Raw genomic sequence first — 19,151 nt, 5'->3', positions numbered from 1 at the left:
ATAAACTGGTAATATTGTCCCCATATCGATAGGAGGGATTTAGATGAAGACAATTAATTTGGGAATGATTGGAAGCGGTCATGTAAGTAATCGCTATTTTGAACAGGCAGCCATGCTGGAAGGTGTACGTTTTGTGGCTACTTGCTCGAAACGCTTGGATAATGCGGAGAAGAAGGCGGCGACCTATGGTGTGCCCAGGTGGTATGACGATTACAGGGTCATGATGGACGAAGAAGTGCTTGATGCGGTCGTCGTCACTACACCTCATTCCGTACATGCAGAGCCAGTGCTCGCTGCTTTGGAACGGGGGCTGAATGTGCTGAACGAGAAGCCTATGGCTACTACTTTTGAGGACTGTAAACGCATGGTATCACTAGCAGAGGAAAAGGGTGTCATCTTTATGAGCTTGCCGTTCGATTTGAACCCCGCTTTTCTGGCAGCCTCCGAATTTGTAACCGAGCACTATATCGGTAAAATCACAGGGGCCGAGGCGCAATTATCTCTACCCGGGCCTTGGCGTGACAACTGGTATTACGATAAATCAATCGCCCATGGCGGAGCCGTGATCGATTGTTTGGTATATCCGATCAGCCGACTTATCGGTTTGTTAGGACCTGCTGTAAGCGTCGTGGCTGAGGTCAACACGTTGATTCCGAATCGAATTGTAGGTGAGGGCAAGAAAGTAAATAGCGATGTGGATGATAATGTAACGATCATCGTCCAATTTGCAGGAGGACAGCATGCGGTCATCCGTTCGTTATGGGGACTTTCGCACAAGCAGAATCATACAATCATTTATGGACGCAGCGGGACCGTAGCTCTGAACGACAGTGGATTTCCTTTGGTAGTGCATTCACCAGAACAAGCTTTGCCGAATGCAGAACAAGTATCATGGCGTGGAATCGAAAATTGTTATGTTCCATATGGAAAGATCGCTTCGTACCCCAAGGAGGAGATTATCGCTCATTTTGTACACTGCCTCCGATCAGGTGAACAGCCCATACAGTCTGGAAAACAGCAGCTACACGTTCATGAGATTATGTTCGGTGCTTACCGTTCAGCGGAATCCGGCCAACGATATCAATTAACGACAAGCTTTACGCCTTGGGACAAATTAAATCCAGATATTTTCGATACCCGCAGCAGTTACATATAAGCTCTTGTATGGAAGCTGGCAGCAACCTTGACTTGATTGCTAGGTGAGCACAGCCATACATAGAATCAACAAGAGAATACGCATTATTCCTGCCAGAATAACCCCTTAATATCAGCTAATGAGCATAAGCTCATGAAATGATTATAGGGGTTTTTCAAGTTGTATGGGCCATTACCCACACATTGTCGGCTGAAGATTATAGACTGAACAACGTGAAGCGCTCTATGATGCTTAAGTAAACAACGATGGAGAGGAGGTGAAAGCTATCAAACGCAGCTTAGAGGCGATACCGGTTAAAGATGCGACCATAAGCTTCAAAAAAGCAGTCCGTAAGGATATATGGCTGTATGGTATGATGCTGCCGGGACTGATCTATTATCTGTTATTTAAGTATTTGCCGATGTGGGATATGTTGATTGCCTTCAAGGATTATCAGCCGGCACTTGGCTTTTGGGGCAGCCGATGGGTAGGCATGGAGCATTTCGAACGTTTTTTTTCGGAGCCGATCTTTTGGCAGCTGTTTCGGAATACAGCGATACTGGCGGTATACAACATCGTGTTATTTTTCCCGTTACCAATCATTGTTGCTCTGATGCTGAATGAACTGCGGATTCAATGGTTCAAAAGAACCGTCCAGACCTTCATTTATATTCCCCACTTTTTCTCGATTGTTGTTGTTGTAGGGATCACTTATGTGATGTTTACGACCGAAGGAGGGATCGTTAATGAGGGCGTGGCAGCAATGGGCGCCGATAAGCTCAATTTTCTTACAGGACCCGAGTGGTTTCGGCCGATGGTGACACTGCAGGTCATATGGAAAGAAACAGGATATGGCACGATCATTTTTTTGGCAGCGCTTGCAGGTGTGGACCCGACCTTATATGAAGCATCCAAAATTGATGGGGCGAGCCGCTGGCACCAGCTTTGGTACATTACGATGCCGGCGATCAAAAGCACCATAGTCATTCTCCTCATTCTTCGTCTGGGTAATTTTCTCGATACCGGCTTTGAGCAAATGCTGCTCATGATCAACGCGCTGAATAGGGAGGTTGGTGAGGTTTTTGATACTTACGTCTATACGAACGGGATTACGCAGGGGCAATTCAGCTATTCGACTACCGTAGGCTTGTTCAAATCGGTCGTTGGTTTGATTCTGGTCGTCGCGGCTAACCATATTTCCCGAAAATTAGGGGAGGAAGGTGTCTATTAGAGGTAAAGGATTCATTGGGGAAGGGGTGCCCGAGTTTGCACAAACGATCTGTAGCAGGCACGATTTTTGATATTGGCAACATTACGGTTCTTGCTGTGATAGCTTTATTAACCTTATTTCCATTTCTTCATATTGTGGCCGGCTCACTTGCTTCGGCGAAGGAAGTGCTGGCAAGTAAATTCATATTATTTCCCAAGGAATTTTCGCTGGAGGCGTACCGGTTTATTTTTTCCGAGAATACGCTGCTGCGCAGTCTGCTGATCACGATTTTTATTACCATTGTCGGGACCTTGATCAATATGGCGATGACCTTGTTGATGGCCTATCCGTTGTCCCGCAATGTCAAGGGTAAGCGAACGATTATGCTGCTGGTTGTGTTCACGCTTCTGTTCAGCGGAGGGATCATTCCAAGCTTCCTGGTCGTTAAATCATTAGGACTGTTGAATACGTACGGAGCCTTATGGCTTCCCGGGGCGATCAATTCATTTTACATGATCATTTTGATTAATTTTTTCAAACAATTGCCTGTGGAATTTGAGGAATCGGCAAAAATGGACGGCTGCAACGATCCCTTGCTTCTCTGGAAAATTGTTATTCCGCTCTCACTGCCAGCGATGGCCACCTTTTCCCTGTTTTATTCGGTATCGCATTGGAACACGTTTTTCAGTGCCTTGCTCTACATCAACGACTCCCATAAATGGCCGATTCAAATTTTGCTGCGGCAAATTGTCATTATGTCTTCAGGAGGCATTGGAGATGCGAGCTTTGCGGCAGAGGCCTCATATGTTGTGCCGCCGCAAACGGTCAAAATGGCTGTTATCGTAGTTGCTACGCTGCCGATTATTATGGTTTATCCGTTCCTGCAAAAACATTTTGCCAAGGGCGTGCTGTTAGGTTCAATTAAAGGATAATATGGAGAGGGAGAACTGCGATGAAAAAACGAGCTTATCATACAGCTATATGTACATTGGTCACCTTGTCGGTGCTGACTGTCGGCTGCAGTGGAGATAAGGGGCAGCAGCAGGGAGAAGCGCCAGCCGCCGCCAGCACGACGACAACACCCAAGCCGCCTGACGTGAAGCAGCCGCCGCTCAAGCTGAGTATTATGGCCACTTATTACACCCCTCAGCCGCCAAGCAACCAGAATGACATTTGGAAGAAGCTGCAGGAGATCACGGATACACAAATCGAAATGACATGGGTGCCACGTTCTGCCTATGACGATAAGGTCAGTGTCTCGATTGCCTCCAATGATTTGCCCAAGGTGATGCTGGCGTTGAATTCTTCGGCCCCGCCCTTGGTCAATGCGATTAAATCGGGCTTGTTCTGGGAAATCGGTCCGTATTTGAAGGATTACAAAAACTTGAGCGCCCTGAGTAAGCTGCAGTTCGAGAGTACCAAAATACAAGGGAAAACGTACAGCTTATACCGTTCCAGACCTCTTGCCCGATTTGGCGTCACATACCGCAAGGATTGGTTGGATAATCTGAATTTGAAGGAACCCAAAACGCCTGAGGATATGTACAACGTCATGAAAGCGTTTGCCAAAAATGATCCGGACAAGAATGGCAAGGATGACACTTATGGAGTTCTTGCTTTTAAAGATGGTCAGGGTTACTTGATCCCGCATATCGCTTCATGGTTTGGAGCTCCGAACGGATGGAAGGAAGAAAATGGACAATTTACGCCGGATTTCATGACAAATGAATACCTCGAAGCTCTGAAGTACATCAGAAAGCTGTATGATGAAAAGCTGTTGAACCAGGACTTCGTCGTGACAGAAGAACAACAAATGAACACGATGTTCAATCAAGGCAAGGCTGGCATTAATCTGGGTCTGTTTGATGATGTCGGTAAACAGCAGATGGAGGTTGCCAAGCTGAATCCGAATGCGAAGATAGCGATTCTCGATACGATAACCGGGACCAAAGGTCAGCGGGTCTGGGCTCAACCGGGCTATACCGGGGTGTTCCTGTTCCCGAAATCGTCGATCAAGACAGAAGAGGAACTGAAACGGATTCTGGCGTTTTTTGACAGGCTGCAGGAGCAGGATGCGGTTAACATGCTGACCTGGGGACTTGAAGGCAAGCAATACAAGCTGACGAATGGTCAAGTTGAGAAAATCGGTGGAGATGAGGCCTTCGATAAGGATACGCTCGGACTCGGTGAGCTACGTATTGACGACGGCTCGAAGGAGCTCGTTGCAACAGGCGAGAATCCATTGACAACAAAAGGGAAACAGCTCATCAAGGATAACGTGAAAATTGCTGTTGTTAATCCGGCGCTGCCCCTATACTTCGAATCCCCAACCTGGAGCCAAAAAAGTAATGAATTAAGAAAGATAGCTTCGGATGGCGCTGTCAAGTTTATTATGAACAAAATCGATGAAAACGAATGGAAAAAGGTTCAGGAGGACTGGAAAAAGGCGGGCGGGGATAAAGTGTTGACCGAATTCGCCGAGAGCTTTGCCAAAAGTAAAACCAAATAGCGTACAAACTAGAAAAAGAGCGATAGGAGTGTTCAGTTTTGAGTAGAGGCCGTGTCTATTCGTCGGAAAGACGGTTTTTCAAAGATGCTGTAACAGGGGCGGAGATTGTGCAGCTGACCTCTTTCCCGTGCATCAATATTAAATTGTATTTTCACGTCAATGCGTTCACACCAGATTCACAAACGCTTGTATTTCAGGTATTCTCCGAGGCAACGAGGGATTCGAAGGTCGATATTTTCAAGGTCAATATCGATGGAAAGGGACTAACACAGCTTACCGACGCCGCAGAGGCTGGCAGCCCGGTTGTGTCGCCTGATGGCCATTGGCTGTATTATATGTGCCATGGGGAGCTTCGCCGAGTATCGATGACGGATTATCGTGAGGACCGGATTGGGTATATAGACGGCATACAGCCGTCTACGGGGCTTAGCAGTAACACAGCTGGTTCAACCATTAATGCCAGCATGAGCAGTGATGGGCGTGTATATTTTACAGATGCCACACTGACAAATGGTAGAAGAGCGATACTCAGATATACGACAGACGGTAAAGAAGCCGCTATTATTTATGAATCGGATTCGATTACCCATACCCAATGTGAGCCCTCGGAAGCGAAGGTTGTTGCCTTTCAGCATGGACCGGATGCTCAGCATCGCAATATATGGCTGATCAACGAGGATGGAACCAATGTGAGGCCTCTGGACATGCCTTATGGTAATGGGCATTGGATGTGGCTCGGCTCTACACAAAGAATCTTGACCAATCTGGAGAAACAGTTTAACGGCATCGCGGTGATGGGCGAGCATGACAATAATCCGGAAATCATTGTCACCGGCGAGCATTTCTGGCATGCGGCCAGCAGCCGCGACGGCAAATGGATGGTATCGGACACGAGCTGGCCTGATAATGGCATTCAATTGATTCATGTCGATAACAAAAAGTACGCAACATTATGCTATTCACAAAGCTCTTCCTCTCATCCGCAATGGTCTCACCCGCACCCTTCATTTAGTCCTGACGGTAATTATGTGGTGTATAATTCCGATATAACCGGAACTGCCCAGATGTATCTGGTCAAGATTCCTGAGCATTTGCGAGCAGAATTACAAAGTGGCGGGTGAAACATTTTTATGGAGAAACAGAATATAGCAATTGTGGGGTTAAGATTCGGCAGTACAGTGATTGAGGAATTGCTGGAGGGGGCGGGCAACCCCTATTTCCGAGTGTACGCGGTTTGCGATCTCGATCCCGCCAAGGTCGATGAATGCGCTATGAAATATGGAGCGAAGCCCTATTATTCCATTGCGAGTCTCCTTGCCGACCCAGAGGTTCAGGTGGTTGGTCTGTACACGCCTCCGGCAGGAAGAGCAGAGCTGATCGATCAGATCATTAATTCTGGAAAAGATGTCATGACAACGAAGCCCTTTGAGCTGAATCCGCAAAAAGCATTCGATATCCTCCATAAGGCTAATGCGATGAAGCGCGTCGTCCATATGAATTCTCCAGGTCCTGCATGGTATGATACGTTGAACTACATCACAGCGTGGAGAGTGAAATATGAACTGGGCATGCCGATCGGTGGTCGATGGGACATTTGGGTTAATTATCACGAACAAGCAGATGGAGGCTGGTATGACGACCCCGAAAAGTGTCCGGTTGCGCCTATATTCAGGCTCGGCATCTATATCATCAACGACATGGCTCGAATATTCGGGCCCGTTCATAAAGTATCGACTATGAGCTCTCGCCTGATCACAGAGCGGCCTACAGTTGATAACTCGCAGGTGAGCCTGCTTTTCCGTAACGGCGCGATAGCCAATATATTCGGGAGTTTTTGCGTAGATGACAGTCAGAGGTATAAAAGCCCGATGATTCTGAATTTCGAGCACGGAACCTTTTATTGCGATGTGATGCCAACGAATGAAGGGGACGCCAGCAAGCTGCTTCTAGTGGCACGGCACCCGATAACCAGATTAAGAGTTACCGAAGAGGTCGAGGTTACTGGAGATGCAGGCCGGTATCAATGGAAGGAGTTTTACCAGTCCGTATGTGATCGTATAATGAATGAAGAGTCTTATATCCATGATGTGGTGGAGGGGCTTAAAATCATTGAGGCGATGCGAAGATCCGACCGAAGTGGAAGGATTGAGCTCGTTCAGGAGGAATCATGAAAATTGGCGTAGGCTTATTCGGCAATAACGGTGGACATCAGATACATGGCGAGCTGGTCAACCATCCCTATGCAGCTATCGTGGCCACAGCCGCTATGGATAGGAGTCTGCTTACCCCTGAGCAGCAATCCGATACGGATATAAGGCATTATGATTCGCTGGAGGAATTGCTAAAGGATGAAAGGGTGCAGGTCGTTTCCTTATGCTCACCACGCAGAGCCAACCAGGCCAATGAAGCGATCATGTGTATGCGGCAAGGCAGGCATGTGTATGCGGAAAAGCCATGCGCCATGCATGAAGCAGAGCTGGACCAGCTGCTGCAGGTTGTGAGCGAAACAGGGTGCTTATTCCGCGAAATGGCAGGAACGGGCTTTCAACAGCCGTACCTGGCCATACGCAATCTGGTTCAGTCCGGTGTGATTGGCGAGGTGGTACAGGTATTCGCCCAGAAGTCGTACCCGTACCACGACGCTCGTCCTCAGGATGAGGCGATAGACGGGGGACTCATCGGCCAGAACGGCATTCACGCGATACGATTTGTTGAGCACGTGGCTTGCGTAAGAATCGAAGAAATTCACGCTATGGAAACGAAGCTTGGCAATCCGAGCGAGCACGGCGGGCTTCATATGGCGGCCAGTATGATGATGAGGCTCACAAATGGAGGTGTTGCCAGCATTGTCGCCAACTATTTGAATGCCAAGGGGTTTGGAAGCTGGGGCAATGAGCACTTGCGGATATTCGGAACAAAGGGGTTTATCGAAGTTGTGGATGGCGGAGCCAGGACCCGGCTTATCGTGGGTGAGACCGACTTGGGTCCCATCGACACCTCCGCGCCTGAGGAAAGCTATTGGGACATGTTCATCCAAACGCTGCTTGGTAAAGCGGAAATGCCTGTTACGCTTGAAGAGGAGCTGCATTGCACAAGAATGGCAATAAGAGCGAAAAAGTCTGCACAAGCACATACCCATTAACGAAGGAGTGTTTCCAAAATGGCAAGAGGCCAGGCATATCCATCTGAAAGGCAATTTTTTGAGGATAGCAGAACCGGCGTGAAGATAACCAAGCTGACTGCGTTCCCTACCATTAACAGCAAGCTATATTTTCATATTAATGCATTTACTCCGGATTCCCGGTCATTGGTATTCAAAACCTACAGGTCCGCGCAGCGGGATTCGCAGATCGATGTTTTCAAGGTTCAAACAGACGGTATGGGGCTGGTTCAACTGACAGATCGTCCGAATGTGCGAGGGGCTATGGTCTCCTATGATGGAAAATGGTTGTACTACGTCACGAATGGCGAGCTTCGCCGAGTGTCGATGGATACCTATGAGGAAGATAGCATCAGCTATTTGGATGCACTGACGTGGGATGCAGAGTGTGCCAGTATGACTTATGACGACAAAAATTATTATGTAGAGGCTACTCTGAAAAATGGTCGACGCGGGATTGCCAGATTCACTACAGACGGCAAGGAGGCCGAAGTGATCTTTGAAAATCCGGATATCACACATACCCAATGCGAGCCTACGGAGGGCAAGGTTATTGCTTTTCAGGACGGACCCGACGCATTCAACAGAAATATTTGGCTGATTGATCAGGATGGCAGCAACCTGCGTCCTTTGGAGCTTGCCTATGGGAATGGACATTGGATGTGGCTTGGAGGCACCAAACGGATTATGTCCAATCTGGAGAAGGAGCAGCAGGGAATTGCCATCATGGCGGAGAATTATGAAGAGCCTGAGCTGTTTGTCAACGGGGAGCATTACTGGCATGGGTCCTGCAGTATGAATGGGGAGTGGATGGTCTCGGATACGAACTGGCCTGATCATGGCATACACCTGATTCATACAGCAACGAAGAAGCACAAGGTCCTGTGTTACCCCAACAGCTCATCCTGCCATCCACAGTGGACGCATCCACACCCCTCCTTCAGCCCGGATGGCAAAATGGTGGTATATAATTCGGATGCCGGGGGGATTCCAAATGTTTATTTGGCAGTTATCCCCGACGAGATGCTCGCGGAGCTTGCAGAATAGTCGATAGGTTGCTGCGAGTTGGAGGTACATGATGAAAAACCGCCGTTTTAACTATTTCAAGCGATTGTTTTTGTTCTGCATCCTGATAGGGTTGATTCCCGTCATAACGCTGGGTTATTTCTCTTATGCCAAATCATCACAGCTATTGTTGGATAAGGCACACAGAAGCGACATGGAGATGGTGGAACAAACACAGCTTCGTTTTGAACAAAAGCTGAAAATGGTGGATAATGCCCAGGCCCAAATTACCAACTCGCCACTTGTGATCGATGCTATGGAGCAGGAGCTCGACAGTGAAGACTATCTGGCCTATGAGAAATTGATGCAGACGCTGTATCGGTTGCAGCTCTATGAATTCGGACTATCGGACGTTTACCTTGTGAATTTCAATAAAAATTGGATCTTAAGCAGCGCTGGCAAAGAATCACTGCAGGCCAGCGAGCTTAGCCCCACCTTTACGGGATATGTCAATAAAGGCAAGCTGTTTTTTTGGACTGTGTTTGAATCACCTTTTTTTGAAAAGTCGAACCCGCGGGTATGGAATACGGCGATTGTCAAAACGATCCCGATTAATTCCTTTAGCCCGCTCGGTCTTCTGGTTGCCGTATTGCCCAGCCACGAATTGAATAAAATGATCCCCAAAGTCAGCGGTGGCGATTCTGGGGACATGTACGTCCTGGATGAGCATTACCGCATACTTGCAGCCAGCAAGCCGGATATGATCGGTATGGAGCTCTCCGATGAGACGTACATGCAGACCATTAAGCAGGCCAACAGGGAAGCGGATCAATTTGAAACCGCTAATCATACCTATGGAATTACGTATAGGCAATCGAATTATAACGGCTGGATTTATGTGGTGAAAACAAATATTAACGAGATCACGAAGGAATCAAAAGCAATCGGATGGGTGACTATCTTCATTTGTTTGGTTGTGTGTATCCTGATCTTTATTGTATCGTTGGAGGGGACTCGCAGGCTGTATGGTCCGGTTCGCAAGCTGTACGATCTTGTATTGAAATCGCCGGATATGCCGCGCTCCAAGAGAAACGATGAATTTTATTGGATTGAAAAAAACATGCATGTGCTCATGGGGAAGGAATCCCATATGAGGCATCAGCTCGGCGATTTTTTTGTACATAAATTGCTGCAGGGAGCAGTTAACGCCAAAGAAATAGCTGATCGTATAGAAACCCATGAGTTGGAATGCTGGAAGCAAATGCGGGTCATCTGCGTACGTATTGATACACTCGAAGGATCTAACTACACCGATCGGGATCGAGATCTGCTTCTGTTTGCGATTCTTAATATGGCTGGGGAAATAATTCCCCGGCCATTCAGGCTGAATCCGGTTGTAATCAACGATCTCCAGGTGACCTTATTAGGCAGTCATGCCGAGCATCCAGAGGCTTCAAAGGCGGAGCTATATGAATGGGCGGCGGCGATTCAAAATTCAGTGGAACAGTATTTGCATCTCAATGTCAGTATGGGCATCAGCTGTTTGTTTATGGAGCTAAATGAGGCACCGAATGCCTTAAAAGAAGCGAAGGAAGCGCTGTCTTACAGCGTACGACTGGGACAGCAATCGATTCTGTTCCTCGAGGACATGCAGCCTGAAGTGGCAGAGCCATCTGTTACGTATCCGCAGCAAGTCGTCAATGAGCTGATGGACCGCATTAAGCAGTTGGATGAAGCGGGAAGCTATCAGCTGCTGGATGAATTCATGGTGATCATTACCCGCAAAGCCATAAGCCAGCAGGAATTTCAGTTGGTGCTGCTTCGACTGCTTGTCGATATGACGCGGCTTGTTCAGGAAATGGGGGGCACCCTGTATCATATCGTTCCTCAGGAAAAAGAGGTTGTAAATGAAATTCTTGCCTTGAAATCGACCAAGGAAATCGTAGGATGGATGAGACTTACGATGATTCGTCCACTGATAGATTATATCGAAAAGAGCAGGGAAACCCTGTATACGAGAATTTCCGATCAGATGCTTGCTATTATTGATCAGGAATACGATTCGCCCTTGTCTCTGGAGAGCTGCGCAGCCCGTCTGAACTATCATCCAGAATATATTAGCCGTGTATTTCGCAAAGAAACCGGGTTTGTTTTCAGCGATTATTTGTCGAGACATCGGCTGCAAATGGCCAAGAAATTTTTGGTTGAAACGAGTATGTCGATCACGGAAATTTCGGAGAAGATGAGGTATAACAATCCGCAAAATTTTATACGTTATTTTCGCAAGCTGGAAGGAATTACACCGAAGCAATACAGGGAGCTGAGCCTTACGAAAAAAAACCAATCAACAAATCAAGCGAACGGGCAGTAAGCGATCCGGAGCAGGTTTGATTGTTAGGAATTCAGGGAGTTGGGGGAGGTGATTTTCTGTTATACTGTAAGCTAAGATAAATTATGAAATGAAGGTGATGAGTTCATGGCGAATTTCATTGTAGGTGAATCCTATGAATCCAGAAAGCGTGCCGGTAGATGAAGATAAATAAATATATGTTTCAGGAGGAAGGTTTGCATCGGTTTCTGGGTACCTTGGAAGCCCGAATTATGGAGGTTTTTTGGGTATCTGAAGAGCTGAGCATTAAACAAATGCACCATAAGCTGAATGAAGAGAGTCCATATTCGATTAATACGATCATGACCGTCATGAATCGGTTATATGACAAGGGGCTGCTGCATAGGCACACGGAAGGAAAAGGTCGTACGAAGCTTACTCATTTCAAAGCAGCGTCAACCAAAGAACAGTTTTTGGCCGAACAGACGAAAAACGTAACTCGCGGCTTGATTGAAGATTTTGGTGATTTGATGGTAACCCATATCGTAGATGTCATTGATGAGGCTGATCCGCATCTTATTCAAACATTGGAGACTAAGCTCCAAGAGTTAAAGAAAAGGAATCGTTAAATGAGCAGCTTGTTGAAACCCAGCATGGCCATTTGTTGTATATATGTTGTTGCTGCCTGGATTTTGTTGCAAATGGGCATGGCCTTATCCCATCATATCAGTGATGTTGAATTGCAGCCGGATATGTGGTTAGTTATCCAAAATATGCTGTTCGATTTAGTAGTCGGACATTCTTTCTTTGAAACGGTTTTTATTTTATTAATAGGCCTAACCTGCTTACGGATGCTTACCTATATGGGCAGACATCTGTATGCTTCCTATAACTGGTACACTTATGTCAAAGTCCGAATGCATCCCCGTTTAACAACACAATGGACTCGAAAATATAAAAAATGGCATACTCACATAGATGTTATTCGTGAACAGCAGCCGGTAGCTTTTGCGATAGGCATGATACATCCCCGGATTGTGATCTCCACTGGTTTATTGGACATGCTTTCTGTGGAGGAGGTACACGCTGTCTTGCTTCATGAGCGTTATCACTGTACACAGCGACATCCTTTGAAAAAATGGCTGGCTACCATGATAATCACGAGCATGCCTTATATGTCCATCTTGAAAGGGTTGGGTCACTACTACGATATTTGGATTGAGCTTCTGGCAGACCGTTATGCCATCACACAAACAAACTCCACCTACACCATCGGCACAGCATTATTAAAGCTTGTCCAAACCCAAAGATTCGTTAACCCTTGCCAAGGGGGAAGTTTTTCGGATACGGCGATCAATTATCGGTTATCTCAACTTATTAATCCTGAGCAGTCGATTGAGGTACCGATGGTTTCTTTAAGATCCGTTTGTACTTCGGGTACGGTTCTTATCGTGATTTCGATGATTATCTTTTTTCAGTGTATCTAAACTATAGTGGAAACAGGAACAAAGTGGGGGACATACGCTCCCGCTTTTTTTTGTGCTGCAGACATCCAAAATATGAATAAATATTGAATTATTAATTTGTTTATTGACATTTGTATACATGTTTAATACAGTGGGGATACAAATAAACTACGATGGATAGTTTATTAATATTGAATGTTAACAATTAACAAAGATTCACCTGGATGCACCAAGCAAGGGGGGACTTATGTCGATTTTTTACCGGGATTTGAATCATGAACGAATACAGGATCGATGGCTGGAATGGGAGGGTCATCGGCATGAAATTAATTTGTTAATTAGCCGTTCACTGGCTGATGGCAATGAACGGAATCGTGCGATCGTTCTGGGGGCAGGCAATTGTGATGATTTGGATCTTCATTATTTTTGTGATGTTTTTGAGCAACTGACTTTAGTAGACATAGATGCTCTATCGCTTCAGGAGGGAGTGAGCCGACTAGCCCCTGAACTTCTTGGCCGCATCGAGCTGCTGGGAAGTATAGATTTTACGAAGCTGGATCAAGTCAATTTTTACAGCAGGTTTAATGATTTGTTGCAGAGGAAAGCACATATGTCAGAAATAAGTTCCTTTTTAACTCAAATCCCGAGTGAAATCGTTCGCTGCTCTTTATTAGAGCCATGGAAAGGTCGATTTTCTGTAGTCATTTCTTCAGCTGTGTATACCCAGATATTTTATATTCATGTATTAACCTTGCTAGCCGTTCATGCTTCAAGCTACACAACTGAGGAAATAACGGTCCTAATAGATGGGCTGAAGACGTTGAGAGACTGTATGGTAAAGGCGTACAATGACCTGATGCTCTATTTACTTGAAGAGGATGGAACGATCATCGCATGGTCTGATGTTGTTAAATTCGACGAGCATTCTCCTTTTCCGGAGGAGCAGTTTTATGCAATCAACAACGAAAAGGAGCGCATGCAGTTTATGTTCGATATTGCCAGTAAGCAGGGTAGAGAGGCCGCGTTAACAGGTCTGCATGATCTTCATGGAAGACTGCACAGCGAAGATCGGCAGTTCGCTTGCTGGATTTGGCCGTACAGCTCCAATAGACATTACATTACATTTGGCATATCTGGCAAAATAGTAAAAGGTCATCCCTGATATATGGTGCTCACTTCCATACATTTTATTAGCTTGTATCGCTTTCAAATAGTCAAGTGCTCCTCCATATGGAATCTTATCTTATTTATGCGCCATCAGGGATCTTGATCATTTTTAGTTGACCACATTTTACAAAATGATACTATTAAAGGAATACTTTAAAGGGGTGAATGGTTATGAGTTATACGAGTCCCAATTGGAACACGTCCGTACTGATCACTATTGACACACAAAATGACTTTACCTTGCCCGACGCTCCGGCCGAAATCAAGGGGACTGCTGCTGTGCTGCCGAACATGAAGAGTGTGCTGCAAGCTTATCGAGCTCAAGGTTTGCCGATTGTGCATGTCATTCGGTTGTATAAGGAAGATGGCTCCAACGTCGATATAAGCCGTAAAGAGGCCATTGAAAGAGGTGCCGTGATCGCCGCTCCAAACACGGATGGTGCAGAATTGGTATTCGAAATCCGTTCACCACTTTATAATTCCCTTGATGCGAACAAGCTGCTACAAGGTGCCTTTCAGTCCGTTGGAGAACAAGAGTGGGTGATGTACAAGTCACGTTGGGGTGCTTTTTATAAAACTGATTTGGAACCGTTCTTACGAGCTCGTGGAATCGATACAATCGTATTTACAGGCTGTAACTTTCCCAACTGCCCAAGAACTTCCATGTACGAAGCAAGCGAACGGGATTTCCGGGTAGTCATGGTTGCGGACTCCATGTCGCAAGTTTATGAGCAAGGTATCCAGGAAATGAGCAGCATTGGTGTGCATGTTTGCGGCTTGGATGCCGTCCTTGCTGCTATACAATAAATGAAAAACATCTTGATGATGAACCGTGGACATCTTTTTGTATGGAATCCACGGTTCTGTCTTTTTGTAAAAAGTTGTGATTAGAGTAGAACTAAGCAAGCCTGACAGTCGGTCGTACAACCAGCTCATTGACATCCACATCATCTGGCTGCTCAATGGCAAACATTATAGTACGGGCGATGGCAGAGGCGGGTATGGAGTTGCGGCGATATACTTTCATCAGCTGACTTGCTTGTTCATCCGTGATGCTGTCGGCAAGCTCTGACTCCGTAACACCCGGCGACACAAGTGTGACCCGGATATCCCCGCCAACTTCTTGCCTCAAGCCATCAGTGATGGCACGGACAGCATATTTGGTCGCGCAATAGACGGCTGCCGTAGGTGAAACTTCATAAGCCCCGACTGAGGCTATATTGATGAATTGGCCGAATCCTTGCTTTTGCATCACTGGTAGTCCAGCGGCGATACCGTGGAGCACACCACGTATATTGACATCAATCATTCGATTCCATTCTTCAATCTTCAAAGCGGCCAGACTGGAAAGCGGCATGACGCCGGCATTGTTGACAACTACATCAAGTCTCCCAAACCGGCTTTGTGCGTAACTGATTATGCTCTCCATCTGCTCAAGCTGGGTTACATCCAGGGACTGATAAGCAATGGAACAGCCTTCTGACTGAAGCTTCGAGGCAAGTGCATCCAGACGCTCCGTACGTCTTGCACCCATAACGACATGAGCACCTCTGTGCGCCAACAGCTGTGCTGTGGCTTCACCTATTCCACTGCTTGCTCCGGTAATGACGACAACTTTTCCTGTTATATTCGACATGTTTATCTCTCCTCTAATTATTGTTCGCGATATAGAATCATACCTGCGTGGTAAAGAATGTCTTCCCGAAAATCCCCATCAGCAGTAAAACCGGTATCGTCAACATAATCGATATGATCTCCTGTCAAGGTGTAGCGTCCTTGATAAGCGCTTTTCTTATTCCCGCGAGCTTCGTCGTACCGTCCGTTAGGAAGGAGTTCGTGCCGAATGAATCCGTTCTGTGTAACCCAAATACCGACATATTTGTGCTGCGCTGCTGGACTTGTTTTATCCATTTTCTTTTCTCCTTTGTCTCGGTTTTGTTGGAAGTATGATGCTGACTCATTGGCCTCTCGGCTTATTGAGTGGGGCATGTCATTCATTATGAAATATCAGGCACTTCATACGGTAGCCGATTCGTAGGAGGTTATTGCCTAATCGTCCAAAATATAATAATGTTAAGCTAACTTGATCATTGGGAGGAAGAGGGTGTGTCTTATGAATTTACTTTGGATAATGAGAAGATTATTAAGCAGCAGGAAGAATTGGCATCGATCATTGAACGGTACACCCGAAAGAATGGAACTCACTCTACAGCAATCGCTTCATTAAAATTCATCCGAGCAACGGGAAAATCGGAACCGCAGTATACGATTTATGAGCCAGCCCTATGTATCGTAGCCCAAGGAACGAAGTTGGTTATGCTCGCAGAGAAAAGTTTCCAATATGATCCGGCCACCTACCTCGTAGCATCCGTACAATTGCCCATTACTGGGCAGATCATCCAGGCGACGCCACAATCACCTTACCTCAGCCTGCAGCTGAATTTCAGCGCCGATCAGATTCTTGATATCATCAAGGAATCCGAAGTGACCAGGGGGCAAAAGGGAGATGCAGCGCGCGGCCTGCTGGTAAGCAGAACAAGTACATCACTTCTCGACGCCGTATTAAGACTGGTTCGACTACTCGATGAACCGCGGGACATTCATGTTCTTGCGCCATTGATCATTCGTGAGATTCTGTACCGGGTTCTGCAGGATGAACAGGGGAGTTCCGTTCTACAGTTCGCTGTTGCAGGCAGTCACGCCCAGCGCATCGCAAAAGTGATAGAGCTAATTAATCGTGATTTCGACAAACCTTTGCGGATTGATTATTTAGCGATGACCGCAAATATGAGTCCTTCATCACTCCATCACCATTTCAAAGAAGTGTCGGCCATGAGTCCGCTGCAATACCAAAAGCAAATCAGACTGCAGGAAGCACGTCGGCTGCTGTTGTCAGAGACATCGGAAGCTGCGGATGCCGGGTTCCGTGTCGGTTATGAGAGTCCGTCCCAGTTCAGCAGGGAATATGCTCGAATGTTCGGTCTGCCCCCGGTCAGCGATATCAAGCGTCTTCGCGATTCATTGAGTGCAACGGCAGAAGCTGAAGAAGCTTGACATCGTATCAAGAATCGAATACATTAATCATGTAAGTAAGCACATGCATTAAAGGAGTATGCAGATGAGCAGCAATCAAAGTACAAGTGATAAGATTCTGTTAGCAACAATCGATCTCATGGCAGAAAAGGGATATGACGGTACGACAACCAAGGAAATAGCAGCTGCTGCAGGGGTGAACGAAGTCACGTTATTTCGCCATTTCGGAACGAAAGTGAAGCTGCTTGAATCCGCATTTCATCGCTATCATTATGCCGAGGAGATGACGATACTTTTTAGTGAAAGCCTAATAGGGGAGCTGTATTCGGACCTTCTCATGATCAGTCGTACGTATCATAAGATCATGAATCGGAATAAACAAATAATTTCAATTGCTCTAAAAGGAAGCAGCAATCTCCCTGAAGAGGTTCTTCAGGAGGCTTCGCGTAATCCTAAACTTCTGAAAAAACTTTTAACGAAATATTTGACCGACTTATCGGAACAAGGTAAGGTCCTCACGTCGAAACCTGAATTGCAGGCGCTATCATTCATGTGGATGAATTATGGTGCTTTCGTTAGTAACCTGAATGCAAAAGAGGCGATCTCAGAAGAATCGTTGGAGGCATTTATCGAGGAAAGCGTACGGTTATTCGCTAGGGCATTAACCCCCTAGCTTTTTTATAAAATATAATGTAAGTATGCACTTGCTATCAACAAGAAAAATTTTTCAGACGATTTACAGCGGGTTTTACAGTGGAGTGGCAGACGAAATGATGAAGGGTGAGATGTTGTATGATTAACGAATTATTTCCTTACGAAAAAAAGCGTCAACAGGTTTTGGATCTGGAGATGGCGTACGTGGAGGTAGGAAACGGCGATCCGATCATTTTCCTGCATGGCAATCCAGCGTCCTCCTATCTATGGCGCAACATTATTCCTTATGTGCAGGAATATGGCCGCTGCATTGCCCCTGATCTTATCGGTATGGGGGACTCAGATAAAATTCCTGATAGCGGCCCCGACTCCTACACATTTGTCGAGAATCGTCATTATCTCGATACACTTCTGGAGCAGCTCGGCGTAACGGAGAATGTTATCTTTGTGGTGCACGATTGGGGCTCGTCTCTGGGCTTTGATTGGGCGTACCGCCATCCTGGCGCCGTAAAAGGCATTGTATATATGGAGGCCATTATCAAACCTCGCAGCTGGAGCGAGATACCGGAGACCGGTCGCAAGATTTTTCAGGCGCTGCGGTCCCCGGCGGGCGAACAGATGGTGTTAGAACAAAACTCCTTCATCGAGGTCAATCTTCCGATCAATATTTTGCGTAAGTTGACGGAGGTAGAGCTTGAGCAATACCGACGGCCATTTGTGGAGCCGGGCGAAGCGCGTCGCCCTACATTATCCTGGGCACGACAACTTCCATTTGATGGAGAGCCGGAGAATGTGACTGAAATTGTCACTACTTACGGAGAATGGCTGGCACAAAGCCCTGTTCCTAAATTATTCATTAATAGTGATCCAGGCACGATGCCGCAATCGCACTTGGATTTCTGCCGTACCTGGCCTGCACAGAACGAAGTCACGGTGCGGGGACGCCACTATCCTATGGAGGACGAACCAGAAGAGGTGGGTTCAGCCCTTGCTGCTTGGTTAAAGGATCTGGTTTAGCATTTGACTCTGACGGGCATTCAGAATTTCAACAAAGGTTGATGGCTGTTCCACTTAACGAAACAACGGTGCATCTTCGAGTATCGTTGAAGCGCTTTGAAGACGTACAGAAGACTGACTTATAGAAACATATGATAGACACAAATCGAAGAGGTACAATGGAACATAATAACCGCGGGAATAGAACATACGTTCTGTTCTCGCGGTTATTTTAGTGAAACGTCATCAGGATCGTTGGTATATATTAGATATTAGTTATTTATTGGAAATAACCCCTTGAATATCCGTAATTAAGGGCCCAATTGGACCATACGCTGCCAATTATATAGATAAGTACGGCCATGTTGATTATGTTATCTCATAATAAGGTATAGAACATATGTTCTCAGGCTGTCGAGAAAGTCTCGATAGCCTTCTTTATGTCTGAATTGTTTAAGACAGCACCGCGTTAATGTTGTATAATATA

Annotated in this window: 18 protein-coding genes; 16 read left to right on the top strand and 2 right to left on the bottom strand. The window is 46.3% G+C overall.

Annotated features, from left to right (window positions below):
• Positions 1-43: 43 nt before the first annotated feature.
• From BK127_RS38975 to BK127_RS38915, 13 genes are all read left to right on the top strand, one after another.
• Positions 44-1,156 carry a Gfo/Idh/MocA family protein gene (locus BK127_RS38975; RefSeq protein WP_076238061.1) on the top strand — a complete coding sequence of 371 codons (1,113 nt, stop codon included), beginning with the start codon at positions 44-46 and terminating at the stop codon, positions 1,154-1,156.
• 352 nt (positions 1,157-1,508) lie between these two features.
• The gene (locus BK127_RS38970; protein ID WP_076238070.1) at positions 1,509-2,366 is read left to right on the top strand and encodes an ABC transporter permease; all 858 of its coding nucleotides are present in this window, start codon (positions 1,509-1,511) and stop codon (positions 2,364-2,366) included.
• 35 nt (positions 2,367-2,401) lie between these two features.
• Positions 2,402-3,277, top strand: a complete 876-nt coding sequence (locus BK127_RS38965; protein WP_076238060.1) for a carbohydrate ABC transporter permease — start codon at positions 2,402-2,404, stop codon at positions 3,275-3,277.
• 20 nt (positions 3,278-3,297) lie between these two features.
• The gene (locus BK127_RS38960) at positions 3,298-4,854 is read left to right on the top strand and encodes an extracellular solute-binding protein (RefSeq protein WP_076238059.1); all 1,557 of its coding nucleotides are present in this window, start codon (positions 3,298-3,300) and stop codon (positions 4,852-4,854) included.
• A 38-nt stretch (positions 4,855-4,892) separates the two neighbouring features.
• Entirely contained in the window at positions 4,893-5,975 is a 1,083-nt protein-coding gene (locus tag BK127_RS38955; RefSeq protein WP_076238058.1) for an oligogalacturonate lyase family protein, read from the top strand.
• A 9-nt stretch (positions 5,976-5,984) separates the two neighbouring features.
• Positions 5,985-7,025: a Gfo/Idh/MocA family protein gene (locus tag BK127_RS38950; RefSeq protein ID WP_076238057.1), complete on the top strand. Its 1,041-nt coding sequence runs from the start codon at positions 5,985-5,987 to the stop codon at positions 7,023-7,025.
• The gene (locus tag BK127_RS38945; RefSeq protein WP_076238056.1) at positions 7,022-7,996 is read left to right on the top strand and encodes a Gfo/Idh/MocA family protein; all 975 of its coding nucleotides are present in this window, start codon (positions 7,022-7,024) and stop codon (positions 7,994-7,996) included. The genes BK127_RS38950 and BK127_RS38945 overlap by 4 nt, the downstream gene beginning before the upstream one ends.
• 18 nt (positions 7,997-8,014) lie before the next feature.
• Positions 8,015-9,061, top strand: coding sequence for an oligogalacturonate lyase family protein (locus BK127_RS38940; RefSeq protein ID WP_076238055.1), 1,047 nt, complete (start codon positions 8,015-8,017; stop codon positions 9,059-9,061).
• Between the two features lie 31 nt (positions 9,062-9,092).
• Positions 9,093-11,390, top strand: a complete 2,298-nt coding sequence (locus BK127_RS38935; RefSeq protein WP_076238054.1) for an AraC family transcriptional regulator — start codon at positions 9,093-9,095, stop codon at positions 11,388-11,390.
• A gap of 158 nt (positions 11,391-11,548) precedes the next feature.
• On the top strand, positions 11,549-11,977 hold the full coding sequence (locus BK127_RS38930; RefSeq protein ID WP_076238053.1) for a BlaI/MecI/CopY family transcriptional regulator: 429 nt from the start codon (positions 11,549-11,551) through the stop codon (positions 11,975-11,977).
• A complete protein-coding gene (locus BK127_RS38925) occupies positions 11,978-12,835 on the top strand; it encodes a M56 family metallopeptidase (protein WP_076238052.1) in 858 nt (285 codons plus the stop codon).
• Between the two features lie 226 nt (positions 12,836-13,061).
• On the top strand, positions 13,062-13,976 hold the full coding sequence (locus BK127_RS38920) for a hypothetical protein (RefSeq protein WP_076238051.1): 915 nt from the start codon (positions 13,062-13,064) through the stop codon (positions 13,974-13,976).
• Positions 13,977-14,152: 176 nt separating this feature from the next.
• Positions 14,153-14,788 carry a cysteine hydrolase family protein gene (locus tag BK127_RS38915; RefSeq protein WP_256711641.1) on the top strand — a complete coding sequence of 212 codons (636 nt, stop codon included), beginning with the start codon at positions 14,153-14,155 and terminating at the stop codon, positions 14,786-14,788.
• Positions 14,789-14,879: 91 nt separating this feature from the next.
• Here the strand turns inward: BK127_RS38915 and BK127_RS38910 are convergent, their stop codons facing one another.
• Together BK127_RS38910 and BK127_RS38905 are read right to left on the bottom strand one after the other, a co-directional pair.
• Positions 14,880-15,617, bottom strand: coding sequence for an SDR family oxidoreductase (locus tag BK127_RS38910; protein ID WP_076238049.1), 738 nt, complete (start codon positions 15,615-15,617; stop codon positions 14,880-14,882).
• Between the two features lie 17 nt (positions 15,618-15,634).
• Positions 15,635-15,892: an Atu4866 domain-containing protein gene (locus BK127_RS38905; protein ID WP_076238048.1), complete on the bottom strand. Its 258-nt coding sequence runs from the start codon at positions 15,890-15,892 to the stop codon at positions 15,635-15,637.
• A gap of 195 nt (positions 15,893-16,087) precedes the next feature.
• Here BK127_RS38905 and BK127_RS38900 point away from each other — a divergent pair, with 195 nt between their 5' ends.
• From BK127_RS38900 to BK127_RS38890, 3 genes are all read left to right on the top strand, one after another.
• Positions 16,088-17,035, top strand: a complete 948-nt coding sequence (locus BK127_RS38900; RefSeq protein ID WP_144026693.1) for an AraC family transcriptional regulator — start codon at positions 16,088-16,090, stop codon at positions 17,033-17,035.
• A 64-nt stretch (positions 17,036-17,099) separates the two neighbouring features.
• The gene (locus tag BK127_RS38895) at positions 17,100-17,687 is read left to right on the top strand and encodes a TetR/AcrR family transcriptional regulator (RefSeq protein WP_076238047.1); all 588 of its coding nucleotides are present in this window, start codon (positions 17,100-17,102) and stop codon (positions 17,685-17,687) included.
• Positions 17,688-17,794: 107 nt separating this feature from the next.
• Positions 17,795-18,685, top strand: coding sequence for a haloalkane dehalogenase (locus tag BK127_RS38890; protein WP_256711640.1), 891 nt, complete (start codon positions 17,795-17,797; stop codon positions 18,683-18,685).
• The last annotated feature ends 466 nt before the right edge of the window (positions 18,686-19,151 follow it).

Source organism: Paenibacillus sp. FSL H7-0331, assembly GCF_001956045.1.
Note: the sequence above shows the minus strand (reverse complement) of the source record. Positions and strands in the feature narration are given on the sequence as shown.

Excerpts from the sequence above, each read along its gene's own strand:
- BK127_RS38975 (WP_076238061.1), top strand. The coding sequence starts at position 44 with ATGAAGACAATTAATTTGGGAATGATTGGAAGCGGTCATGTAAGTAAT.
- BK127_RS38970 (WP_076238070.1), top strand. The coding sequence starts at position 1,509 with ATGATGCTGCCGGGACTGATCTATTATCTGTTATTTAAGTATTTGCCG.
- BK127_RS38960 (WP_076238059.1), top strand. The coding sequence starts at position 3,298 with ATGAAAAAACGAGCTTATCATACAGCTATATGTACATTGGTCACCTTG.
- BK127_RS38950 (WP_076238057.1), top strand. The coding sequence starts at position 5,985 with ATGGAGAAACAGAATATAGCAATTGTGGGGTTAAGATTCGGCAGTACA.
- BK127_RS38945 (WP_076238056.1), top strand. The coding sequence starts at position 7,022 with ATGAAAATTGGCGTAGGCTTATTCGGCAATAACGGTGGACATCAGATA.
- BK127_RS38940 (WP_076238055.1), top strand. The coding sequence starts at position 8,015 with ATGGCAAGAGGCCAGGCATATCCATCTGAAAGGCAATTTTTTGAGGAT.
- BK127_RS38935 (WP_076238054.1), top strand. The coding sequence starts at position 9,093 with ATGAAAAACCGCCGTTTTAACTATTTCAAGCGATTGTTTTTGTTCTGC.
- BK127_RS38930 (WP_076238053.1), top strand. The coding sequence starts at position 11,549 with ATGAAGATAAATAAATATATGTTTCAGGAGGAAGGTTTGCATCGGTTT.
- BK127_RS38925 (WP_076238052.1), top strand. The coding sequence starts at position 11,978 with ATGAGCAGCTTGTTGAAACCCAGCATGGCCATTTGTTGTATATATGTT.
- BK127_RS38920 (WP_076238051.1), top strand. The coding sequence starts at position 13,062 with ATGTCGATTTTTTACCGGGATTTGAATCATGAACGAATACAGGATCGA.
- BK127_RS38915 (WP_256711641.1), top strand. The coding sequence starts at position 14,153 with ATGAGTTATACGAGTCCCAATTGGAACACGTCCGTACTGATCACTATT.
- BK127_RS38910 (WP_076238049.1), bottom strand. The coding sequence starts at position 15,617 with ATGTCGAATATAACAGGAAAAGTTGTCGTCATTACCGGAGCAAGCAGT.
- BK127_RS38905 (WP_076238048.1), bottom strand. The coding sequence starts at position 15,892 with ATGGATAAAACAAGTCCAGCAGCGCAGCACAAATATGTCGGTATTTGG.
- BK127_RS38895 (WP_076238047.1), top strand. The coding sequence starts at position 17,100 with ATGAGCAGCAATCAAAGTACAAGTGATAAGATTCTGTTAGCAACAATC.